The 17,343-nt window shown below is 40.1% G+C and carries 15 protein-coding genes; 8 read left to right on the top strand and 7 right to left on the bottom strand.

Annotated elements, in window-relative coordinates; all coding sequences use genetic code 11:
• Nucleotides 1-95 precede the first annotated feature (95 nt).
• On the bottom strand, nucleotides 96-1,019 hold the full coding sequence (locus AC0L4E_RS07245) for a bifunctional methionine sulfoxide reductase B/A protein (protein WP_473678629.1): 924 nt from the start codon (nucleotides 1,017-1,019) through the stop codon (nucleotides 96-98).
• A 181-nt stretch (nucleotides 1,020-1,200) separates the two neighbouring features.
• Between AC0L4E_RS07245 and AC0L4E_RS07240 the strand changes: the two genes are divergently transcribed.
• Nucleotides 1,201-2,040 (top strand): isopenicillin N synthase family dioxygenase, encoded by an 840-nt coding sequence (locus AC0L4E_RS07240; RefSeq protein WP_473678628.1) that lies wholly within the window; start codon nucleotides 1,201-1,203, stop codon nucleotides 2,038-2,040.
• Between the two features lie 119 nt (nucleotides 2,041-2,159).
• Nucleotides 2,160-3,104, top strand: a complete 945-nt coding sequence (ylqF, locus tag AC0L4E_RS07235) for a ribosome biogenesis GTPase YlqF (protein WP_220754493.1) — start codon at nucleotides 2,160-2,162, stop codon at nucleotides 3,102-3,104.
• A gap of 116 nt (nucleotides 3,105-3,220) precedes the next feature.
• On the opposite strand, the gene AC0L4E_RS07230 is transcribed toward ylqF, so the two are convergent.
• Nucleotides 3,221-3,679, bottom strand: a complete 459-nt coding sequence (locus AC0L4E_RS07230) for a low molecular weight protein-tyrosine-phosphatase (protein ID WP_473678627.1) — start codon at nucleotides 3,677-3,679, stop codon at nucleotides 3,221-3,223.
• A gap of 145 nt (nucleotides 3,680-3,824) precedes the next feature.
• A complete protein-coding gene (locus tag AC0L4E_RS07225; RefSeq protein WP_473678626.1) occupies nucleotides 3,825-4,661 on the bottom strand; it encodes a DNA ligase in 837 nt (278 codons plus the stop codon).
• Nucleotides 4,662-4,849: 188 nt separating this feature from the next.
• Between AC0L4E_RS07225 and AC0L4E_RS07220 the strand changes: the two genes are divergently transcribed.
• A complete protein-coding gene (locus AC0L4E_RS07220) occupies nucleotides 4,850-5,224 on the top strand; it encodes a diacylglycerol kinase (RefSeq protein WP_473678625.1) in 375 nt (124 codons plus the stop codon).
• Nucleotides 5,225-5,311: 87 nt separating this feature from the next.
• Here AC0L4E_RS07220 and AC0L4E_RS07215 read toward each other — a convergent pair whose 3' ends face one another.
• On the bottom strand, nucleotides 5,312-6,163 hold the full coding sequence (locus AC0L4E_RS07215) for a LysR family transcriptional regulator (protein ID WP_473678624.1): 852 nt from the start codon (nucleotides 6,161-6,163) through the stop codon (nucleotides 5,312-5,314).
• Nucleotides 6,164-6,802: 639 nt separating this feature from the next.
• Between AC0L4E_RS07215 and AC0L4E_RS07210 the strand changes: the two genes are divergently transcribed.
• Nucleotides 6,803-7,690 carry a hypothetical protein gene (locus AC0L4E_RS07210; protein ID WP_473678623.1) on the top strand — a complete coding sequence of 296 codons (888 nt, stop codon included), beginning with the start codon at nucleotides 6,803-6,805 and terminating at the stop codon, nucleotides 7,688-7,690.
• A 123-nt stretch (nucleotides 7,691-7,813) separates the two neighbouring features.
• Complete coding sequence (locus AC0L4E_RS07205) at nucleotides 7,814-8,839, top strand: GGDEF domain-containing protein (protein ID WP_473678622.1); 1,026 nt, start codon at nucleotides 7,814-7,816, stop codon at nucleotides 8,837-8,839.
• A gap of 52 nt (nucleotides 8,840-8,891) precedes the next feature.
• On the opposite strand, the gene AC0L4E_RS07200 is transcribed toward AC0L4E_RS07205, so the two are convergent.
• The 3 genes from AC0L4E_RS07200 to pdsO all read right to left on the bottom strand — a co-directional run bounded on the left by AC0L4E_RS07200 (nucleotide 8,892) and on the right by pdsO (nucleotide 12,908).
• Nucleotides 8,892-9,500, bottom strand: a complete 609-nt coding sequence (locus AC0L4E_RS07200; protein ID WP_473681560.1) for a class GN sortase — start codon at nucleotides 9,498-9,500, stop codon at nucleotides 8,892-8,894.
• Complete coding sequence (locus tag AC0L4E_RS07195) at nucleotides 9,500-11,995, bottom strand: marine proteobacterial sortase target protein (RefSeq protein ID WP_473678621.1); 2,496 nt, start codon at nucleotides 11,993-11,995, stop codon at nucleotides 9,500-9,502. The genes AC0L4E_RS07200 and AC0L4E_RS07195 overlap by 1 nt, the downstream gene beginning before the upstream one ends.
• Nucleotides 11,996-12,110: 115 nt before the next feature.
• Nucleotides 12,111-12,908, bottom strand: coding sequence for a sortase-associated OmpA-like protein PdsO (gene pdsO / locus AC0L4E_RS07190; protein ID WP_473678620.1), 798 nt, complete (start codon nucleotides 12,906-12,908; stop codon nucleotides 12,111-12,113).
• A gap of 225 nt (nucleotides 12,909-13,133) precedes the next feature.
• On the opposite strand from pdsO, the gene pdsR reads away from it, so the two are divergent.
• From pdsR to AC0L4E_RS07175, 3 genes are all read left to right on the top strand, one after another.
• Nucleotides 13,134-13,826 (top strand): proteobacterial dedicated sortase system response regulator, encoded by a 693-nt coding sequence (gene pdsR, locus AC0L4E_RS07185; protein ID WP_473678619.1) that lies wholly within the window; start codon nucleotides 13,134-13,136, stop codon nucleotides 13,824-13,826.
• Nucleotides 13,826-15,991: a proteobacterial dedicated sortase system histidine kinase gene (gene pdsS / locus AC0L4E_RS07180; protein ID WP_473678618.1), complete on the top strand. Its 2,166-nt coding sequence runs from the start codon at nucleotides 13,826-13,828 to the stop codon at nucleotides 15,989-15,991. The genes pdsR and pdsS overlap by 1 nt, the downstream gene beginning before the upstream one ends.
• Nucleotides 15,992-16,089: 98 nt before the next feature.
• Nucleotides 16,090-17,283: a cystathionine beta-lyase gene (locus AC0L4E_RS07175; RefSeq protein ID WP_473678617.1), complete on the top strand. Its 1,194-nt coding sequence runs from the start codon at nucleotides 16,090-16,092 to the stop codon at nucleotides 17,281-17,283.
• The last annotated feature ends 60 nt before the right edge of the window (nucleotides 17,284-17,343 follow it).

Raw genomic sequence — 17,343 nt, 5'->3', positions numbered from 1 at the left:
ACACAACAAAAAAGCGAACTATTTAGTTCGCTTTTTTATGTTTGGAATCTGACATTCACTTGCAAAAGTTAATCTAATGAATAGACCAAAAATTATTAATCTTTTTTCAAGAGCGCTTCGAATTGCTTCATCGCCTTTTCAAATTTAGGTTTAATCAGCAGCTGACAATATGGCTGCTCTGCATTTTTGGCAAAGTAATCATCATGAAAGTTCTCAGCATGATAAAATGCTTCATACATAGTCACTTCAGTCACAATCGGTTTTGGCCAAATTCCCTGCTGTATTAACTTACTGATTGCTATCGTTGCATCGTCTACTTGCTGGGCATTATGAGTAAAAATAACCGAACGATACTGCGGACCTTTATCATTGCCTTGCTGATTCAGTGTGGTGGGATCGTGTATGGCAAAAAACACCGATAATAACGTGTTGTAGCTAATAACCTCAGGGTTAAAAGTCACTTGTATCACTTCAGCATGCCCAGTTACACCACTACAAACAGCATCATAGTGCGCATCTTCTGTTGTGCCGCCGCTATAACCTGAATACACACTCTCAACACCATCAAGCCTTTGAAACACGGCTTCGATACACCAAAAACAACCTGCACCGAATGTCGCCAGTTGTAATGCCTTAGTGGCATTCGATTTTTCCGCTTCAATGTCTTCATAGCTTTTAAACACCATCGACACTGAATTAACGCAATGACGCATGTTTTTACCGGTGAGCATTTCACCTTTAAAAACATGCCCAAGATGACCACCGCAATCATGGCAGGTAATTTCAGTACGCTGTCCATCAGCGTCTAATGTACGTTTTATAGCGCCATGAATTTCATCATCAAAGGCTGGCCAGCCGCAAAAAGCATTAAACTTATGCTCACTTTTATATAAAGGCGCTAGGCATTTTTTACACAGGTATAACCCTTCAGCTTCATGATTGACGTATTCTCCACTAAATGGACGTTCAGTTCCTTTCTGCTCAATGACATACTTTTCAAACTCAGTTAATTCATTCATTTGCATCGTCCTAACTTCAATCTTGACCTTCTCACTGTATCGCAATATCTAAACAGATGGCAGTATGCCTAATAAACATCACTATTTCGACTTATTAGACCTGTTTTCATGTCAAAAAATTGCAGCAAAGTGTGACGAAGGTTAAAATCATCATGGGTCAATAAAACAATAAGTAGAAAATATGAAATTAGAAACAATTGATTACCGCTCAGAAGATTGTGCTAAACAATTTGTTGAGTCATTAAGAGAAACCGGTTTTGGGGTGTTATCCAATCACCCAATCAGTAAAGAACTTGTCGAAACCATCTATAAAGAATGGTACGAGTTTTTTCAATCTGAGCAAAAAAATGATTTTTTATTCAAACCAGAAACACAGGATGGATTTTTCCCTGCATCAATTTCAGAAACAGCTAAAGGTCATAGCGTAAAAGATATCAAAGAATATTTTCACGTTTATCCTTGGGGCCGAATTCCTGAGTCGCTAAAAAGCAATATTTTAGCTTACTACAAACATGCCAATGATTTAGCAGCAGAGTTATTAGGCTGGATTGAAAAATACGCACCTGCCGATGTTGCCGCTAAGTTCTCTATTCCATTACCAGCAATGATCGCCGAAAGTGAAAAAACGCTGCTGCGTGTTTTACATTACCCGCCAATGGCTGGTGATGAAGAGCTGGGTGCTATTCGCGCTGCAGCCCATGAAGACATTAATTTAATTACTGTTTTACCAGCAGCCAATGAACCAGGTCTTCAGGTACAAACCAAAGATGATAGCTGGGTTGATGTACCAAGTGACTTTGGTAATATTATTATTAATATCGGCGACATGCTGCAAGAAGCTTCTGGCGGTTATTACCCTTCAACATCGCATAGAGTGATTAACCCTGAAGGGACGGATAAGACTAAATCGCGAATTTCATTACCGCTATTTTTACATCCAAATCCAGAGGTTGTGCTATCTGAGCGCTATACTGCAGATAGCTATTTAATGGAAAGATTACGCGAACTTGGTGTTATTTAAGTTCTTGTGTGATTCCAACAAGTTTAAAGCGCCAAATGGCGCTTTTTTTTATCATTTCACTGCATAACAAGGTAGAATATGCCCCCTTTGTTAGCAGTGGTTTTAAAAAAGGCAAACACATGGCAATTCAATGGTACCCAGGACACATGCACAAGGCTCGAAAAGAGATTGAAGAGGCAATGCCTCAAGTCGATCTTGTTATCGAAGTATTAGATGCACGTATTCCATATAGTAGTGAAAACCCTATGGTTTCGACCTTAAGGGGCGATAAGCCATGTATAAAACTACTGAACAAATCAGACTTAGCCGACCCTAAAGTGACGGCGCGTTGGATTGAGTATCTCGAACGTGAGCAAGGCGTTAAAGCCACGGCCATTACGACTTTACAACCTGGCCAAGTTAAAAGTATTCCAGATATTTGTCGTAAACTGGTTCCTTCACGGGATAAACTCGAAAAAGATATTCGTACCATGATTATGGGTATTCCTAATGTCGGTAAATCTACCATCATTAACGCCCTCGCTGGACGTACGCTTGCTAAAACAGGTAACGAGCCTGCGGTTACAAAACGTCAGCAACGAATTAATTTGAAAAACGGTATCGTACTGTCTGATACTCCAGGTATTTTGTGGCCAAAAGTTGATAATGAAGCCAGTAGTTATCGCCTTGCTGTTACCGGTGCAATTAAAGATACTGCAATGGAATATGAAGATGTAGCTATGTTTGCCGCAGAATACTTCTTACATGCCTACCCTGATGAAATTTGTGAGCGTTATAAGCTTAAATCGCTACCTGACACTGATATTGAATTACTTGAAGAAATTGGTCGTAAACGCGGTGCACTAAGACCTGGCGGTCGAATCGACTTACACAAAGCATCTGAATTATTACTTCATGAATTCCGTTCGGGTAAAACTGGTTTATTGACCTTGGAAACGCCAGAAATGGCAGAAATTGAAAAGGCAGAAGTGGCGCGAGTGCTCGCAGAAAAAGAAGCTATTAAGCAACAAAAGCTTGAACAAGAAAGATTAAAACGCTCCGGTAAACGCCATCAAAACGACTAAAAGTTCCTGGTCCTTACTAAAATAGCGTTAGCGATAAAGTAAACTTCAACGTTATTTAAAGATGAAAACAAAAGGCTTATCAGTTGATAAGCCTTTTGTTTAAGCTGTTGTAACCGCTATTCGTTATTAATCTTCTGCGCCAAACGACCTAAACTTGAATCTAATAAATCTAATACAATTTCAAAACCATTTTCGCCGCCATAATACGGATCAGGCACTTCTTCTACCCCATTAAGCTCATAATCGGCAAAAGATAATATCAGCCTAATTTTATGTTGATACTCAACAGGGCTACGACTAATTAAATCCTCGAAATTACTGTTATCAGCAGCCAGAATTAAATCAAACTGGTTAAAATCGTCATCTGTGATTTTTCTAGCTTGCATACCACTGAAATCGAGTCCTCTAGCTTCTCCGGCTTTTATTGAACGTGGATCTGGAGGATTGCCTTGATGATAGGCTGCAGTACCTGCGGAATCGATTTGCAATTCAAGTTGTAATTCGTGGGCTTTATCTTTAAATACTGCCTCAGCGCTTGGAGAGCGACAAATATTACCAAGGCAAACAAACAACACAGATTTTACCTCAGCCAAATTTAATGGATTATCACTATTCTTTATGTTTTTAGATGTAGGCTTGGAGTTCAATGTCGTGCCCTTTTGTTTTGTTTAAGCTCAAAATTACAATTTATTATTTCTAGTCTAATTATTCAGATCTAAATTATTCCGGTCTTAGTCGTAAAAAATGCGCAAAACGAGGAATACCATTTTTAGTGAATCCCAAATATTGGTAAGTCACTACTGCACCTATCGCTGGCGGCTGCGCTCTTTCTTTATCACTAAAACCACTACCAATATTAAACCTTTTACCATCAGGCATTTCAACTGTGATTGAACCCAACAAGCCAGAATACTTACCCTTACCTTCATTATGGGCAACTACCACCGCCTCTGCATCATATTTGGGCTTAAGTTTGACAATATTTGGGCTACGGCCAACTTTATACAGCGCAGTTTTTTTATGTAGCATCAAACCTTCGCCTTGGTTTTCTATCACCCTATCAAGTTCGTTGTATAACTGTGCTTGAGTAGTAAATTCTTGCTGAGGTATTTGTTGTATATGACTGGAATTAACAGCTATCTGCACCATCTTCGTAACTCGCTCACTGAATACACCGCCATGTTCTGGCAAGTCGAAAATCATAAACTTCACTTGCTGCCATAACGGACTTTCAGCTTTATGACTTCTCGATAGCGCAGAAACGGCCTCAAAGTCATTTCGCTTTATCCATAATTCGCCATCTATTTTATCTTTCGGAAAATCGGCTATAAACCACTCGGGGATTGCAATAACTCTACCCGAACGCGAGAGCATGTTTTTGCCATTCCAATAACCTCTTACTCCATCAAGCTTTTCACTCACAAAATAGTCATTAACATTAATGTCATTTTGAAAACGGCTAGCCAGTTGTATTGGTAGAGTGTCAGTGGCAAAGCCACGAATAGGGAATAATAAATAGATGAACAGAAATATAATAGACAGTAAATATCTTGGCATAGTAGCATCCTTGCTAGTCATGTTAACGAAATTGCGCCGCAATCAATTGCATTTTTACAATACCGATTCTAGTTAAGACTGTTGATTGTAGTCAGAAAATAAGGCTTTGCTATTTTTATGGCCAGTAAAACCTTTTTCATGGCTAGTAAACCAATTTCGCGGATAAAAATAAAATACTAAGGCTAAAAATGAAACCAGTGAATAATCATGGGATAAAGCGGATCATACGCGCCACAGGCTTTTCGATTCAAGGGTTAATGAGTGCGTGGAAAAACGAAGCTGCATTCAGACAAGAGCTTATTCTTGTGGTAATACTGCTACCTGTCGCGCTATTCGCCAATGTCAGTTTGGTTGAATCCATTTTGATGATAATGACGCTTTTTATTGTACTGATTACAGAGTTATTAAACTCAGCCATTGAGGCGGTCGTCGATCGCATCAGCGATGAAATCCATCCTCTGAGTGGTCAAGCCAAGGATGTAGCTTCTGCAGCAGTATTTTTAAGTCTCGCTTTATGCAGCATTACCTGGTGCGCAATACTAGTGAATGCCTATATTTTATAAGTTTTAATTGTTACTAAAAGTTGTTAATTAAATGTTTAATAAGTCATGTGCATATGAGGGGTTGTTGTAAATGAAACAAGCCTGCAGCTATTGATAAGCTTTATCAGTAAGCAGTATCAACGCTTGTTCAATTTGATCTAAACGCTCGTTTTTGCCCCAATGAGCCGCATAAATATGGCGGCGCATAGGGTTTACCCCCTCGACTAAAAATAAGTCGTTATTTTGGATTTTTGCCTTAACCATAGTTTCAGGCAAAAAAGCACAACCTCCATTAGTCAGCATAAATTCACATGCAATTTGGGCTGAACTGGTATGTAACTTTGGTACAGGTAAGTTTGTTAACTCTTGCGCATGCATGATATTAAACGCCGTTCCCCAATCTACTTTTATATATTGAGACTGTTTAAGACTATCAATGAATTGCCCTGCTTCATGGCTCACCAACACCAAGTTGACTCGGTTTAACTTAGTGATTTCAATATCATCAATTCGCAATGGATCAAAACTTAATGCAATATCTAGCGTTCGTTCAGACAACTGTTTCGACATCACAGCAGTCGAAATTACATCCGTTCTTAGGGAAACATCTTGTAAACCAGAACTTAATGGCTTCATAACATCGTTTAAGTAACTATCCCAGACATTATGGCCGATACCAATAGTGAGCTGCATAGATTGTACCTCCGATAACGACACATCTTGCTTCGCCCGTTCAACCGCAGTTAATACTGCATTGGCATGTTCTAACATTCGCTCACCAGCAGGCGTTGGCTGAATATTGTTACGCTGGCGATCAAATAAAGACACACCTAACAATGTCTCTAGTTGTTTAACCCTAAAACTTACCGCGCTGCGAGTTAAAAATAAATTATCAGCAGCTTTGCCAAAATGCCGAGTTCGATAAACTTCTAAGAATGTTTTTAGTAAATCTGTATCCATAATGGATTAATGCTCAAACGTGAATGTACTTAACCATGTTAATAGCGTTTTATAGCAAAAATATTGCAAAGAGTAATCAGCTTTTATTTTTGATTGTGAACTAGGAATTTATAATTGTGAGCTAGGGATTTGTAATTTTGAGCTAGGGATTTGTAATTGTGAGCAAGGCATTTGTCATTGAAATTTCTATTCAAAATCCTGACTTGATTCAAATGATGCCAATCAACAGTTTTTTGACAAAGAATAACAACTCATAAAAATTAACATCTTGTCAAAATAATGACTGTGAATTTGTTGAATAAACAGCAGATTTTATAATTGTCATATAAATAAATACAGTGTTTTCACGATTAAAAACATAACTCATATGTTACTTTAAAAATCAACATTAATGAAACTTTAGTATTATTTAACAGTAACTTACAGGAGTGAATCGAAAGGCGTAGTTTACTATCCAAAAATTAGCTACACACAAACATTGATCTAGGATCATTTTAAGTCAAATTTACACTAACAAAAACTTCACATTTAGTTGCATAATGCTAGTATAAATACACAAAAAGATATAACCCTGATTATCCAATAAAAATAAAAAGCACGAATGGCTCAAATTGAGCACATATTAAGTGCGGAGAGAAAATGTTTAAGCGAGCCTCTTTAGGACTTTTAGCTGCGGTTTGTACTACAGGCCACGTAAAAGCAGATGAATATAAAATTACCATTGGTGCATTTTACGCTAGCTCAGATTCAACCATGCTAGTAAAAAGTGCAAAGGATACTGGTAACTACTATTTACTCGATTTTGAAGATGACTTGTTACTTACAGAAGAACAGTTTCTGCCTTTCTTTGAATTCCAATACAGTTTTAATGACCGCCATAATATCTACCTCGATTGGAAGTCACTTCACCGTAATGCCGATACACCGCAATTAGGTTTTGATATTGAAATCCCTGAGTTCGGCGACAATGATCAAAGTTATTTGATTGATGGTAACGCTAAACTAGCCACTACACTCAATATTGATATTTTACGTTTAGGTTATGGTTATGATATTTGGGAAGGTGATAACTATACTGTAGGTGCCTCAATCGGTTTACACACCATGTTTATCGAAACCGTTTTCGAAGGCACTATTGGTTTATGTGAAGCCAACACCGATGCCAATAGCTTGTGTGACACCGCAACCCTAACACCTAGAATTGTTGATAACGCCCTCACAGCTCCTCTTCCCGATATCGGTGTGTATGCCAGTTACGAATTTTATCCTGGCTGGGTTTTTAACACCCACGCGCAATACTTTGCGATTAAATACGATAATATCAAAGGTTCATTGGTCGATATTCGAGCTGGTGTTCAAGCAGAAATCTGCGAAGATTGGCACTTATCTTTAGCCTATAATTATTACGATGTAGACATTGACCTTGAACGCTCACGAAGTATTTTAGACAAAGAATTTAGAACCTTAGACTACAATATTAATTACAGTTTCACTGGCCCCATGTTCGCCGTATCCTACTCGTTTTAATTTAAACTAAGCACCTAATGACAGGTGCTTTTTTATGGATTATGATTTAATAATTATGTCACTTTCAAACATCTTCGCTCATTATTAATTTGCTAAGTGGCCCATTCACATTTGAGGGATTGAATGTCAAATGATCTACTAAAATCTGCCGCTTTGAATTTAAAAAAGGCAGTTCCTTTGATGTTAAAACACAGCATACCCACCACGCCGACAAACTATGCTCTTTGGTATGCCTATGTTGCTGAATCAAATCCAAAACTTAATGTCGCACTTGATACTGTGATTGCACAGAATCAACAATATTCGCCTATCTCCAGCGAATTACTTTACCGTGAGCACATCTCGGATCCTGTTGAATTAGATGTCCGCGACATGAGACAAAACCTTGATGCTATGGTTTGTGAATTATCGCAATCATTAAAAGACACCAACCATGACACCAGTAATTTTCAGTCAAAAATAGAAAAAGAGTTCAACAAACTAAGCGAACTTGAAAGTAAGGGGTTTTCCCTTGAGCAAGTGATTAAAGTGGTTCGTGGCATAGTGAATGAGTCAGCGAGTATTCATTCAAGTACGGTTAGCTTTACGCAGCAACTAACCAAAGCTCAAACTGAAATCGATGCACTCAAACAGCGTTTGGCTGAAACAGAAAAAGATGTGTTATTCGATGCGCTAACAGAAGCTCTTAACCGCCGCGCTTTCAATGAAGACATTAATGCCATGGTCAATCAGTCACCTGCTGGATGTTGTATGATCCTTGCTGATATTGACCACTTTAAGCAATTTAATGATACCTATGGCCACCAGCTTGGTGACTTAGTTCTAAAGGTGGTCGCTAAACGTTTAAAAGAATCTTGCCGAGATGGGGTTAAACTTTACCGCTTTGGTGGTGAGGAGTTTGCTATTTTACTGCCAAATAGCAACCAACGTATCGCAAGACAATTAGCTGAAGCGATGCGCCGCTCTATTGAAAAACTCAGTGTTAAAGACCGACGCAGTGAAACTCGTATCGATAATATTACCGCTTCATTTGGTGTAGCGCAGTGGCAAGAAAAGCAAACAACCAGCCAGCTTATTGAAGCCACTGACAAGTTGTTATACGAGGCAAAACGACTTGGACGAAATAGGGTTATGCCCATCTCTAGCTAATCGTTAAACATTAGTTACTAATAGCTAAAAAATAGTTTGTCATTAATGAGTTTTATATTAATCGATGTCCGCTATTCACTTTTTTCGCCGTGACCACATAGCGATAATCACTATTAGCGGACAAGTCTTCAAACGGGTAGCAAGTAATTAACGTCAGCTGGTTATCCGTTGTCATATTAAGTACTTCAGTTTGCGTTTCATGAACAATATCAATCTGAGTAATCAAATAGTTTTGTTGAATACCATGTGATGTTTCTAACTCTATAATATCGCCCTTTTTCACTTTTTGTAGCGGTAAAAAGTGAGTATCGCGATGACCTGCGATAATTGTATTACCCTGCTCACCGACTCCTGCGCCGCTCAATAATAAACTGGGACCAAAGGCGAGATTTCTGCCTGAAGCGCCAGCCAATACAAACATTGGCTGACCAATAGGATACAAATCAGTTTCTTTGTCGGCGTAAAGCTTTAACTTCCCCACAGGGTGAGTGTCTGCCCAGCTCCATGGCTTGTGGGGTAATTGATCTACTAATGTTTTACTCCATGCTTGCTCAATCAAATATTGAGCAAAATTGGCTTTAATTTGCATATATGCTCCTTGTGATAAAAAACTCACTCCTATAAGCGCCACACAACACGGTAAAATCCACTTGTACGACATCATAACGCCTCCAACTTGCCACGCTTGGGTAAAACCAATCTCTGGCCTGGTAAATAGCCCTGTAACCAAAGTCCATGTAATAGCGCGATAATCAGTAAGCTCAGGCCAATAAGTATGTTCAACCGACTCGAGGTTGCCGTTTGAGGTAACACACCTTGTGGCCGTTGCCAGCCATCAGGTAAATGCCTCTTAGCTTGTAGATTTTGATTAAATTCAGCCATTGGGTTCACAGGTGTTTTATCGACAGCCACTAAACTGGTTTGTGATGTCACTAAATGATATTTCATCCCTAAGGCTTCAACTTGAGATTTAACCCTAGGTAAGTTAGCTCTGGTTTGTGTGGCTTCAATTGCGCTTATCTGCGCATTTGCCCATATCAAATCTAGACCTGCGGCTTGTTTAGGGTTATTGCGACTAATGTGTTGCTGCCAAAACTGGCCTTGGCTATAACCTGAAACAATCAAATCTTGCTGGTTATATGAAGGCGATTTAAAGCTCACCATTAATGGCTCATCTTGATATAAGTCAGGAATTTGAACAGGCCAGTAATCAGGAACAGTTCCATCTTGATAATTGAGCTTAATGTCGGTGCTTACTGGCTTTTCGATTTTTGCTAGTAGCTTAGCAATCTTGGTTTTAACTTCTGATGTTTTACCTATGTAGGTGTAAGTTCCACGGCCAAACATGGCTGCACGTTCCATAAAGTAAGCATTAGGTGCTGAGCCTATGCCCACTGTAAATAATCTACTGTCACCTAATTCGGCTTCAATTTGTTGAAACAACCCATGCTCGTTACTGACTGCGCCATCGGTAATAAAAATAACTTGCCTTAAATGGTTCTGTACAGAAACACTGTCTTGTGAGCTATCACCATAATTTGCTACTGCTTTTTTATTTTGTACCGTTTCATTAGTTATTAGTGAAGTCGACAGTGCTTTCCCTATTTCAGTACCACCGTTAGCCTCTAGCCCTCTCACAAATTGATTCGCTTTACCGATATTCGAGCTTGTACCTAGCAAAGATATCGCCGATAGCTGACTGACCGAATGGTTAAATTCAATGACATTGAACTTATCTTGACTGGTTAATCCCGCTAAAGCATACAACATGGCTTGTTTAGCTTGTTCAAGTGAGCCGCCAGACATAGAGCCTGATGTATCAATCACCAGAATCAATTCGCGAGCGACATGAGATTGACCAATCCCTTCAGATTTACCTTCTGATTGACCATTGCGATGATCGTGTGAATAACGGCTATTAGTAGCAAAAGGTGGGGTTAACATAACTAAACCATATTCAACGTCATTTGGAGCTTGATAGGTGCTAACTGTCGGCTGCTTACTTTGAAACTTATCACTTCCTTTAACCTGTCCTGAACTAGTATCAAACGATGGTGCATGGGTTTGACCTCGCTGAGTAAATACCGCAGTCAGTGGCTGCGCACTTTCAATAACAGACTCATCTGCACGCCAGGTTAATACAAAGTCTTTATTGGCTTTTTCTTGTTTAACAAATTCAATTTGCCACTTATCGCCGGCACCTTTTGTTGTCACCTGTTGATAAGGGCTGTCGATATCCGCCACATTAAAGCCCGCATCTAAATCAATTGATAAGCTCACCATTAATGAATCCGTTGCAGTTTCTCTGTCTTCATAAACGTCAAAGTTATCTGCAATAAAAAACTCATTAGAAAAACTTAATATCAAAGCCGGCAAACTTGGCGATAATGACTCATAAAATGAGTTAGATAATGAGTTAGATAATGAAGGCTCACTTGCTGACGCTTCTCCAGCACCTTTAATCGCTGGCGAGTAACGCGGATTAATGGTCATTGGGAAGCGAAGGCTAAATTCACCCTCTTTATAGACCAACTTTTCTTGGTAACTGATCTCTACGGTCAAGGTTTCACTGGGGCCTAAGTTAGCCACTTCAGTAGTAAAAATATTTGGACGTTGCTGCGATACCAGACTGGCTCTTTTCCCCTGCGCTTTGGCTTTTTCAAAAGTGGCTTTAGCGACCTTCTTCGGTTGAATATCCCCTTCGATAACGCGTTCCCCAATAATTAAACGCATCTGATCTACCGCGCCATTGTGCGGTAATGGAAATATATAACTGCCATTAATCCAAGCTGTCGAGTCATTAGTAAATGTTTGTTTAACACTGACTCTGTTTGTCCAACCCGAGACTTTCATTTGCACATCTGTGCTCAAAGGCAAACTCTCAAACTGCTGACCATTATGCTGATAACGCAAAATACCTTGTGTTACCTTGTCGCTGCCTGCTTGCCCTTCGACTTCAACCATACGAGTATTGTTCGATGACATTGCATGCACTGGAAATAACACATTCAATATCATCAACACCACCAGGATTAATCCTGAGCAGCCATAAGCAGCTATATTGTTAAATTGGCGAATATTTTCATCGTCTCGCTTGTCATTTTCTCGCTTGTCATTTGCGGATTGACTCACCTGATAACGGGTTACCCTTTTCATTATTTTCTCTCCATGAACTCAGCACTCTCCTTCGTAAAAACAATTCATACAAAACCTGATAAAGAGATATTTATGCGAAATGTTTCACGAAGGCTTGTTCGGTAATTTAGCTAAATTAATTTGCAGCGAGCGCTTCACCAACTGGCATGATTTTTAAGGTTACGCGGCGATCAAAAAAGTCATTCTCAAAACTTTGCTGCGCATGTAATGGCGCTGATGCACCAAAAGCTTTCGCATGGAGGCGCTCAGATGACACACCTTGGCTGACTAAATAATTTGTGACTTCAATTAAACGTTGCTCTGAAAGTGCTTGGTTAAATGTGCTATCACCGCGGCGATCAGCATAGCCAGTTAAGTCCAACATCAGCTCTGGAGATAACGCCATTAAATAGGCAACATCGTCCAGCTGTTGTACAAAGTGAGGTTCGATAGTGGAAGAGCCCGTCTTAAACTGAACATTCAGACCAATAGCTAGCTCTTGTAACTGTTGTTGCTGCGCTTCACGTAAATCTGTTAACTGCGATTGCACTAATAAATACTCATCTGTCACTTCCGCTAAAGACTGTTGTTTCTCATGTAATGCAGTTAACTCTGAGGTTTGAATCTCGATAGATTGCTGTTGCTGAGCCAATAACTCTTTTTGAGTTTTAATTTCAGAGTCATCCCCTACTGTTTTACCAATTAGCGTCCCCGCAAATGCACCAATAATTGCTCCAACTGGGCCACCAACAACGGCGCCTAATACAGCTCCTGAAGTCAGACCAACTAACTCTTCTGTATGTTCACGCTCATCGGTTACTCCAGTTTGTTCAGTCATTAGATTGCTATCGTTTAGCATTTCATCATTAGCCACTGAAATGTTTGAGATAAATAGGCTACTGATAACGGCGACTGCGATTAATTGCTTTTTCATGGTGTTTTCCTTTTAAGTGCTATTAATGTCGTTTCATAAATGAGGCTTAAAATGTGTGTCTCATTCGATGTAGCTATTAAACACAATTGAAATGGCAACTAAGGGGCATAAAAATGGCAATGTGAGGATGAAATGTGGCAACAATATGGCAATTGCTTTGCGGCGATTTTTTTGGATTAGAAATCATGTATAGTCAGCCATATAAGTCACAATCAATGCTATTACATGAAAAGAATTGCCATCGTTGAAGATGAAGTCGCTATCAGAGAAAACTACAAAGAATTGCTACAACAGCAAGGCTATAATGTCCAAGGTTATGCTAACCGCCCTGCGGCTATGCTCGCCTTTAACGCCCGCCTACCTGATTTAGCTATTATTGATATCGGCCTAGAGAATGAAATCGATGGTGGTTTTACCCTATGCCAATCATTGCGCTCTATGTCTAGCAGCTTGCCTATTATTTTTTTGACCGCTAGAGACAGCGACTTTGATACAGTGTGCGGTCTGCGCTTAGGAGCTGACGATTACCTATCAAAAGATGTGAGCTTTCCTCATCTTATTGCACGAATTGCCGCGCTGTTCAGACGCTCAGAATTAATTGGCGCCGCTACGGTGGAAGACAACCTTATCGAACATGGGTCTTTAACCATTGATGGCAATCGTATTCAAGTGTATTGGAACCAACAACCGATTGAGTTAACCGTTACTGAGTTTTGGATGGTGCATGCGATGGCAAAACACCCTGGGCATGTTCGAAGTCGTCAAGACTTAATGCAAGAAGCAAAAATCTTTGTCGATGACAGTACAATTACCTCGCACGTAAAGCGCATACGTAAAAAGTTTATCAGCGCTGATAAAGAATTTAACTGCATCGATACGGTTTACGGAATGGGTTATCGCTGGGATAGTGTTAGCTGATGTTTAATATCCCCATTGGTCTTCGCGCCAAAGTTGTTATCTTATCTTTATTCCTACTGTGCTTGCCTTGGCTAGGCTATGAGTACGTGTGGGAAATGGAAAAGTACCTACGCCATGGTCAAGAAAAAACCCTTGAGGGCACGACTCAAGCATTAGCAACAGCATTGCATGAACGACCTAAACTATTTAATCATCAAGCGAGCTTTTTAAGCCAAGTAGAAAAAGGCCGCGACTTATACGCCTATCCATTATCAGGCCCTATTCAATTAGATGGAAAATTGATTGATTGGCAGCAATATCAGCACCGTATGATTAATTACTCCAGTGAGCATGTGATTTTTAATCGTGATGAAAGCCAACCTGTTGATATTAATTTTACCCATATGGTGGGTAAATATGGCGGTTACTTATATGGTTTTTTTAAGGTACATGACAAGCAGCTTGTGTATCGCAGTAAAAACAGTCTGCGAGTAGATAAAAACGATCACTTAGTGATTGCGACTCAAGCGCCTGATGGACTGTTTAAACGCTATGTAGTGGCTAATATGCAAGATGGTTGGTTAAGCGCATTTGAATTACCACAAGACCCAACACTCTCAATGCCCGTCACCCCAGAAATCCGTATACAAGGCCAATGGGTTGCTACTAAAGATGGCTATAATATCGAGTTCAGAATGCCGCTATCTATGGTAGGCAGTAAACTTGGTTTTGCAATTTATAACGTCGATGATGTTAAAACTCGCACTGTGAACACCATTATTGGTACTTCGGCAATTGATTCAGTGGACCATTTAGGTACAGTCTTGGTGCCCTCACCAGAAATAGAAAACATCATCAAAGGCATGAGCCACAATAGCTCGCGTATTTGGGTGGTAGATAATCACGGCAGAGTATTGGCTAAGTCCGGTGACATTCGTGCCAGTAATAACGTTTGGTCATCTAGCTTAACTGAAACAGAAAATCGCAGTGCATGGAGTCAATTTAAAAGCGATCACCTATTGCCTTTGTACTATAAGATTTTAACTAAACCACCGCAGGACTTTGTTGACTCCTTACAAGACTCTACTGAACTCAGTGGTAGCCATATCCAGCAAGCGCTAGATGGTAAACGCGGCTCAACTTGGCGATTAACCCCAGATAACAAAGCGGTAGTATTGGCCGCAGCCAGTCCTATTTGGATTGACGACAAAGTCATGGGGGCGGTAATTGCAGAAGAAACTACTCATGGCATTCGTACCTTACGTAATCGCGCCTTAGAAAAACTCTTTAATGTGATTTTAACCATCATGAGTATGGGCACACTTGCATTGTTTATTTTCGCATCGAGTATTTCTAGCCGTATCCGAAAATTACGCGATCAATCAGAACAAGCCATCGACAGCCAAGGTCGGGTGAAACAACAAATCGTACCTTCTAAAACTCGTGATGAAATTGGTGACCTATCTCGAAGCTTTGCCAGTATTGTCGGTAGACTTGGGCAATATACCCATTACCTTGAGAATATGTCATCACGCTTGTCTCACGAATTAAGAACGCCTGTTGCAGTAGTGCGTTCATCACTTGAGCATTTAAGTTTGCAACCCCTTGAGCCTGCCAGCGAAAAGTATGTCGCACGCGCACAAGAAGGCGTCAGTCGTTTGCATCTCATATTAAACAATCTAAGTGAAGCTACGCGTCTAGAGGCCAGTTTGTCCCACGTTGAACAAAGTGATTTTTCACTGCAACAAGTGGTCAGTGGCTGCATGCAGGGCTATCAATATACTTACCCTGACAATGAGTTTGCCGTAGACATTGACAACAATTCTATGTCGATGCACGGCGTACCTGAGTACGTTGCCCAACTAATGGATAAGCTTATTAATAATGCCATTGAGTTTAGCACTGAAGATCCCATTGAAGTTTCGCTGAAACTCACAGGCAAAACAGCTAAATTAACCGTTAAAAACCGCGGGCCACTTCTACCTTTTGATATGAGTGAACAAATTTTTGAATCTATGGTCTCTATCAGGCCGCAAGGTGTGCAGGCAAAACCCCATTTGGGATTAGGTTTGTACATCGCAAGATTAATCACTGAGTTTCATCAAGGCAGTATTCGGGCGCAAAACTTAACTGACGATTCCGGTGTCGAATTTTATTTAGAATTTCCAGTAACAGAATCAAAATAAGCATTATTATCACCCTCGCGCTTTATTATGGCCGTATAGATGGTAGGATGGCTAAATAAAATGAATAACATCACCTTGCATTAATTGGGAATGAATTTATGAGTCATCAACAAGACAAACTCGCAACGCAAATTGTCAGTGTCGGTAGAGAGAAAAAATACTCAAAAGGTATTATCAACCCGCCAATTTATCGTGCATCTACTGTGGTATTCGACACCATGGATGACATGCGCTTTGCCATAAAGAACAAAACCAACGGTGAAATGTTTTATGGTCGTCGTGGCACCCCGACTCATTTTTCTTTTCAGCAAGCGATTAGCGAATTAGAAGGTGGTGCAGGTACTGCCCTTTATCCATCTGGTGCTGGTGCCATTAGCAGCGCTTTACTGTCATTTTTGAAAAGTGGCGATCATTTATTAATGGTCGATAGCGCCTATGAGCCAACTCGTGATTTATGTAATAAATTGCTGGCAGGTTTTGGCATTGAAACCACCTACTACGATCCGCTGATTGGTGAAGGCATTAAAGACTTAATTAAACCAAATACCAAAGTGTTATTCTTAGAGTCGCCTGGGTCTATTACCATGGAAATTCAAGATGTGCCTACATTAAGCCGTATTGCACATGAACACGATGTAGTAGTAATGCTCGATAACACTTGGGCTTCACCCATCAATTCTCGTCCATTTGAAATGGGCGTCGATATTTCAATTCAGGCAGCGACCAAATACATTGTCGGCCACTCTGATGTGATGATGGGTACGGCCACAGCCAATGAAGCACATTGGGAACAATTGCGTGAAAACAGTTACATCATGGGTCAAACCACCTCACCTGACGATGTATACCTTGCAGCACGCGGATTACGTACATTAGGCGTGCGCATGGCCCAACATGATAAAAATGCCCTTAAAGTGGCAAATTGGTTAGCTAGTCGACCTGAAGTGGATCATTTGCGTCACCCAGCCTTCGAAACTTGTCCTGGTCATGAGTTTTATCAGCGCGACTTTAGTGGCGGCAATGGTTTGTTTTCATTTGTTCTAAAGCAAGGCAACTTAGCTTCTGTCACTGCTTTTGTTGAAAACATGCGCCATTTTAAAATGGGCTTTTCGTGGGGCGGATATGAAAGCTTAATTCTTGGTGTATTCGGAATTGATAGACTGCGCACAGCAACCAAGTGGGATACCAGCAAACCGCTGATTAGACTTCATATCGGTTTAGAAGATCCAGATGATTTGATTGCTGATTTAACTGACGCATTCGAACGCTTTAATGACGTTATTGAAAAATAACGATTAAAATTGCGCAGCATAAAATAAAGGGCCTTCTCATAGAGAAAGCCCTTTTTTGCT

The sequence above is a fragment of the Shewanella sp. GJ50-10 genome, from assembly GCF_055808815.1.
The sequence above is the reverse complement of the archived record's forward strand: the minus strand, read 5'-3'. Positions and strand labels throughout refer to the sequence as shown.

What these genes read in the sequence shown, in the direction of transcription:
- AC0L4E_RS07240 (WP_473678628.1), top strand. Translation starts at nt 1,201, where the DNA reads ATGAAATTAGAAACAATTGATTACCGCTCAGAAGATTGTGCTAAACAA.
- AC0L4E_RS07215 (WP_473678624.1), bottom strand. Translation starts at nt 6,163, where the DNA reads ATGGATACAGATTTACTAAAAACATTCTTAGAAGTTTATCGAACTCGG.
- ylqF (WP_220754493.1), top strand. Translation starts at nt 2,160, where the DNA reads ATGGCAATTCAATGGTACCCAGGACACATGCACAAGGCTCGAAAAGAG.
- AC0L4E_RS07210 (WP_473678623.1), top strand. Translation starts at nt 6,803, where the DNA reads ATGTTTAAGCGAGCCTCTTTAGGACTTTTAGCTGCGGTTTGTACTACA.
- AC0L4E_RS07175 (WP_473678617.1), top strand. Translation starts at nt 16,090, where the DNA reads ATGAGTCATCAACAAGACAAACTCGCAACGCAAATTGTCAGTGTCGGT.
- AC0L4E_RS07200 (WP_473681560.1), bottom strand. Translation starts at nt 9,500, where the DNA reads ATGTCGTACAAGTGGATTTTACCGTGTTGTGTGGCGCTTATAGGAGTG.
- pdsR (WP_473678619.1), top strand. Translation starts at nt 13,134, where the DNA reads ATGAAAAGAATTGCCATCGTTGAAGATGAAGTCGCTATCAGAGAAAAC.
- AC0L4E_RS07205 (WP_473678622.1), top strand. Translation starts at nt 7,814, where the DNA reads ATGTCAAATGATCTACTAAAATCTGCCGCTTTGAATTTAAAAAAGGCA.
- pdsS (WP_473678618.1), top strand. Translation starts at nt 13,826, where the DNA reads ATGTTTAATATCCCCATTGGTCTTCGCGCCAAAGTTGTTATCTTATCT.
- AC0L4E_RS07225 (WP_473678626.1), bottom strand. Translation starts at nt 4,661, where the DNA reads ATGCCAAGATATTTACTGTCTATTATATTTCTGTTCATCTATTTATTA.
- AC0L4E_RS07195 (WP_473678621.1), bottom strand. Translation starts at nt 11,995, where the DNA reads ATGAAAAGGGTAACCCGTTATCAGGTGAGTCAATCCGCAAATGACAAG.
- AC0L4E_RS07245 (WP_473678629.1), bottom strand. Translation starts at nt 1,019, where the DNA reads ATGAATGAATTAACTGAGTTTGAAAAGTATGTCATTGAGCAGAAAGGA.
- pdsO (WP_473678620.1), bottom strand. Translation starts at nt 12,908, where the DNA reads ATGAAAAAGCAATTAATCGCAGTCGCCGTTATCAGTAGCCTATTTATC.
- AC0L4E_RS07220 (WP_473678625.1), top strand. Translation starts at nt 4,850, where the DNA reads ATGAAACCAGTGAATAATCATGGGATAAAGCGGATCATACGCGCCACA.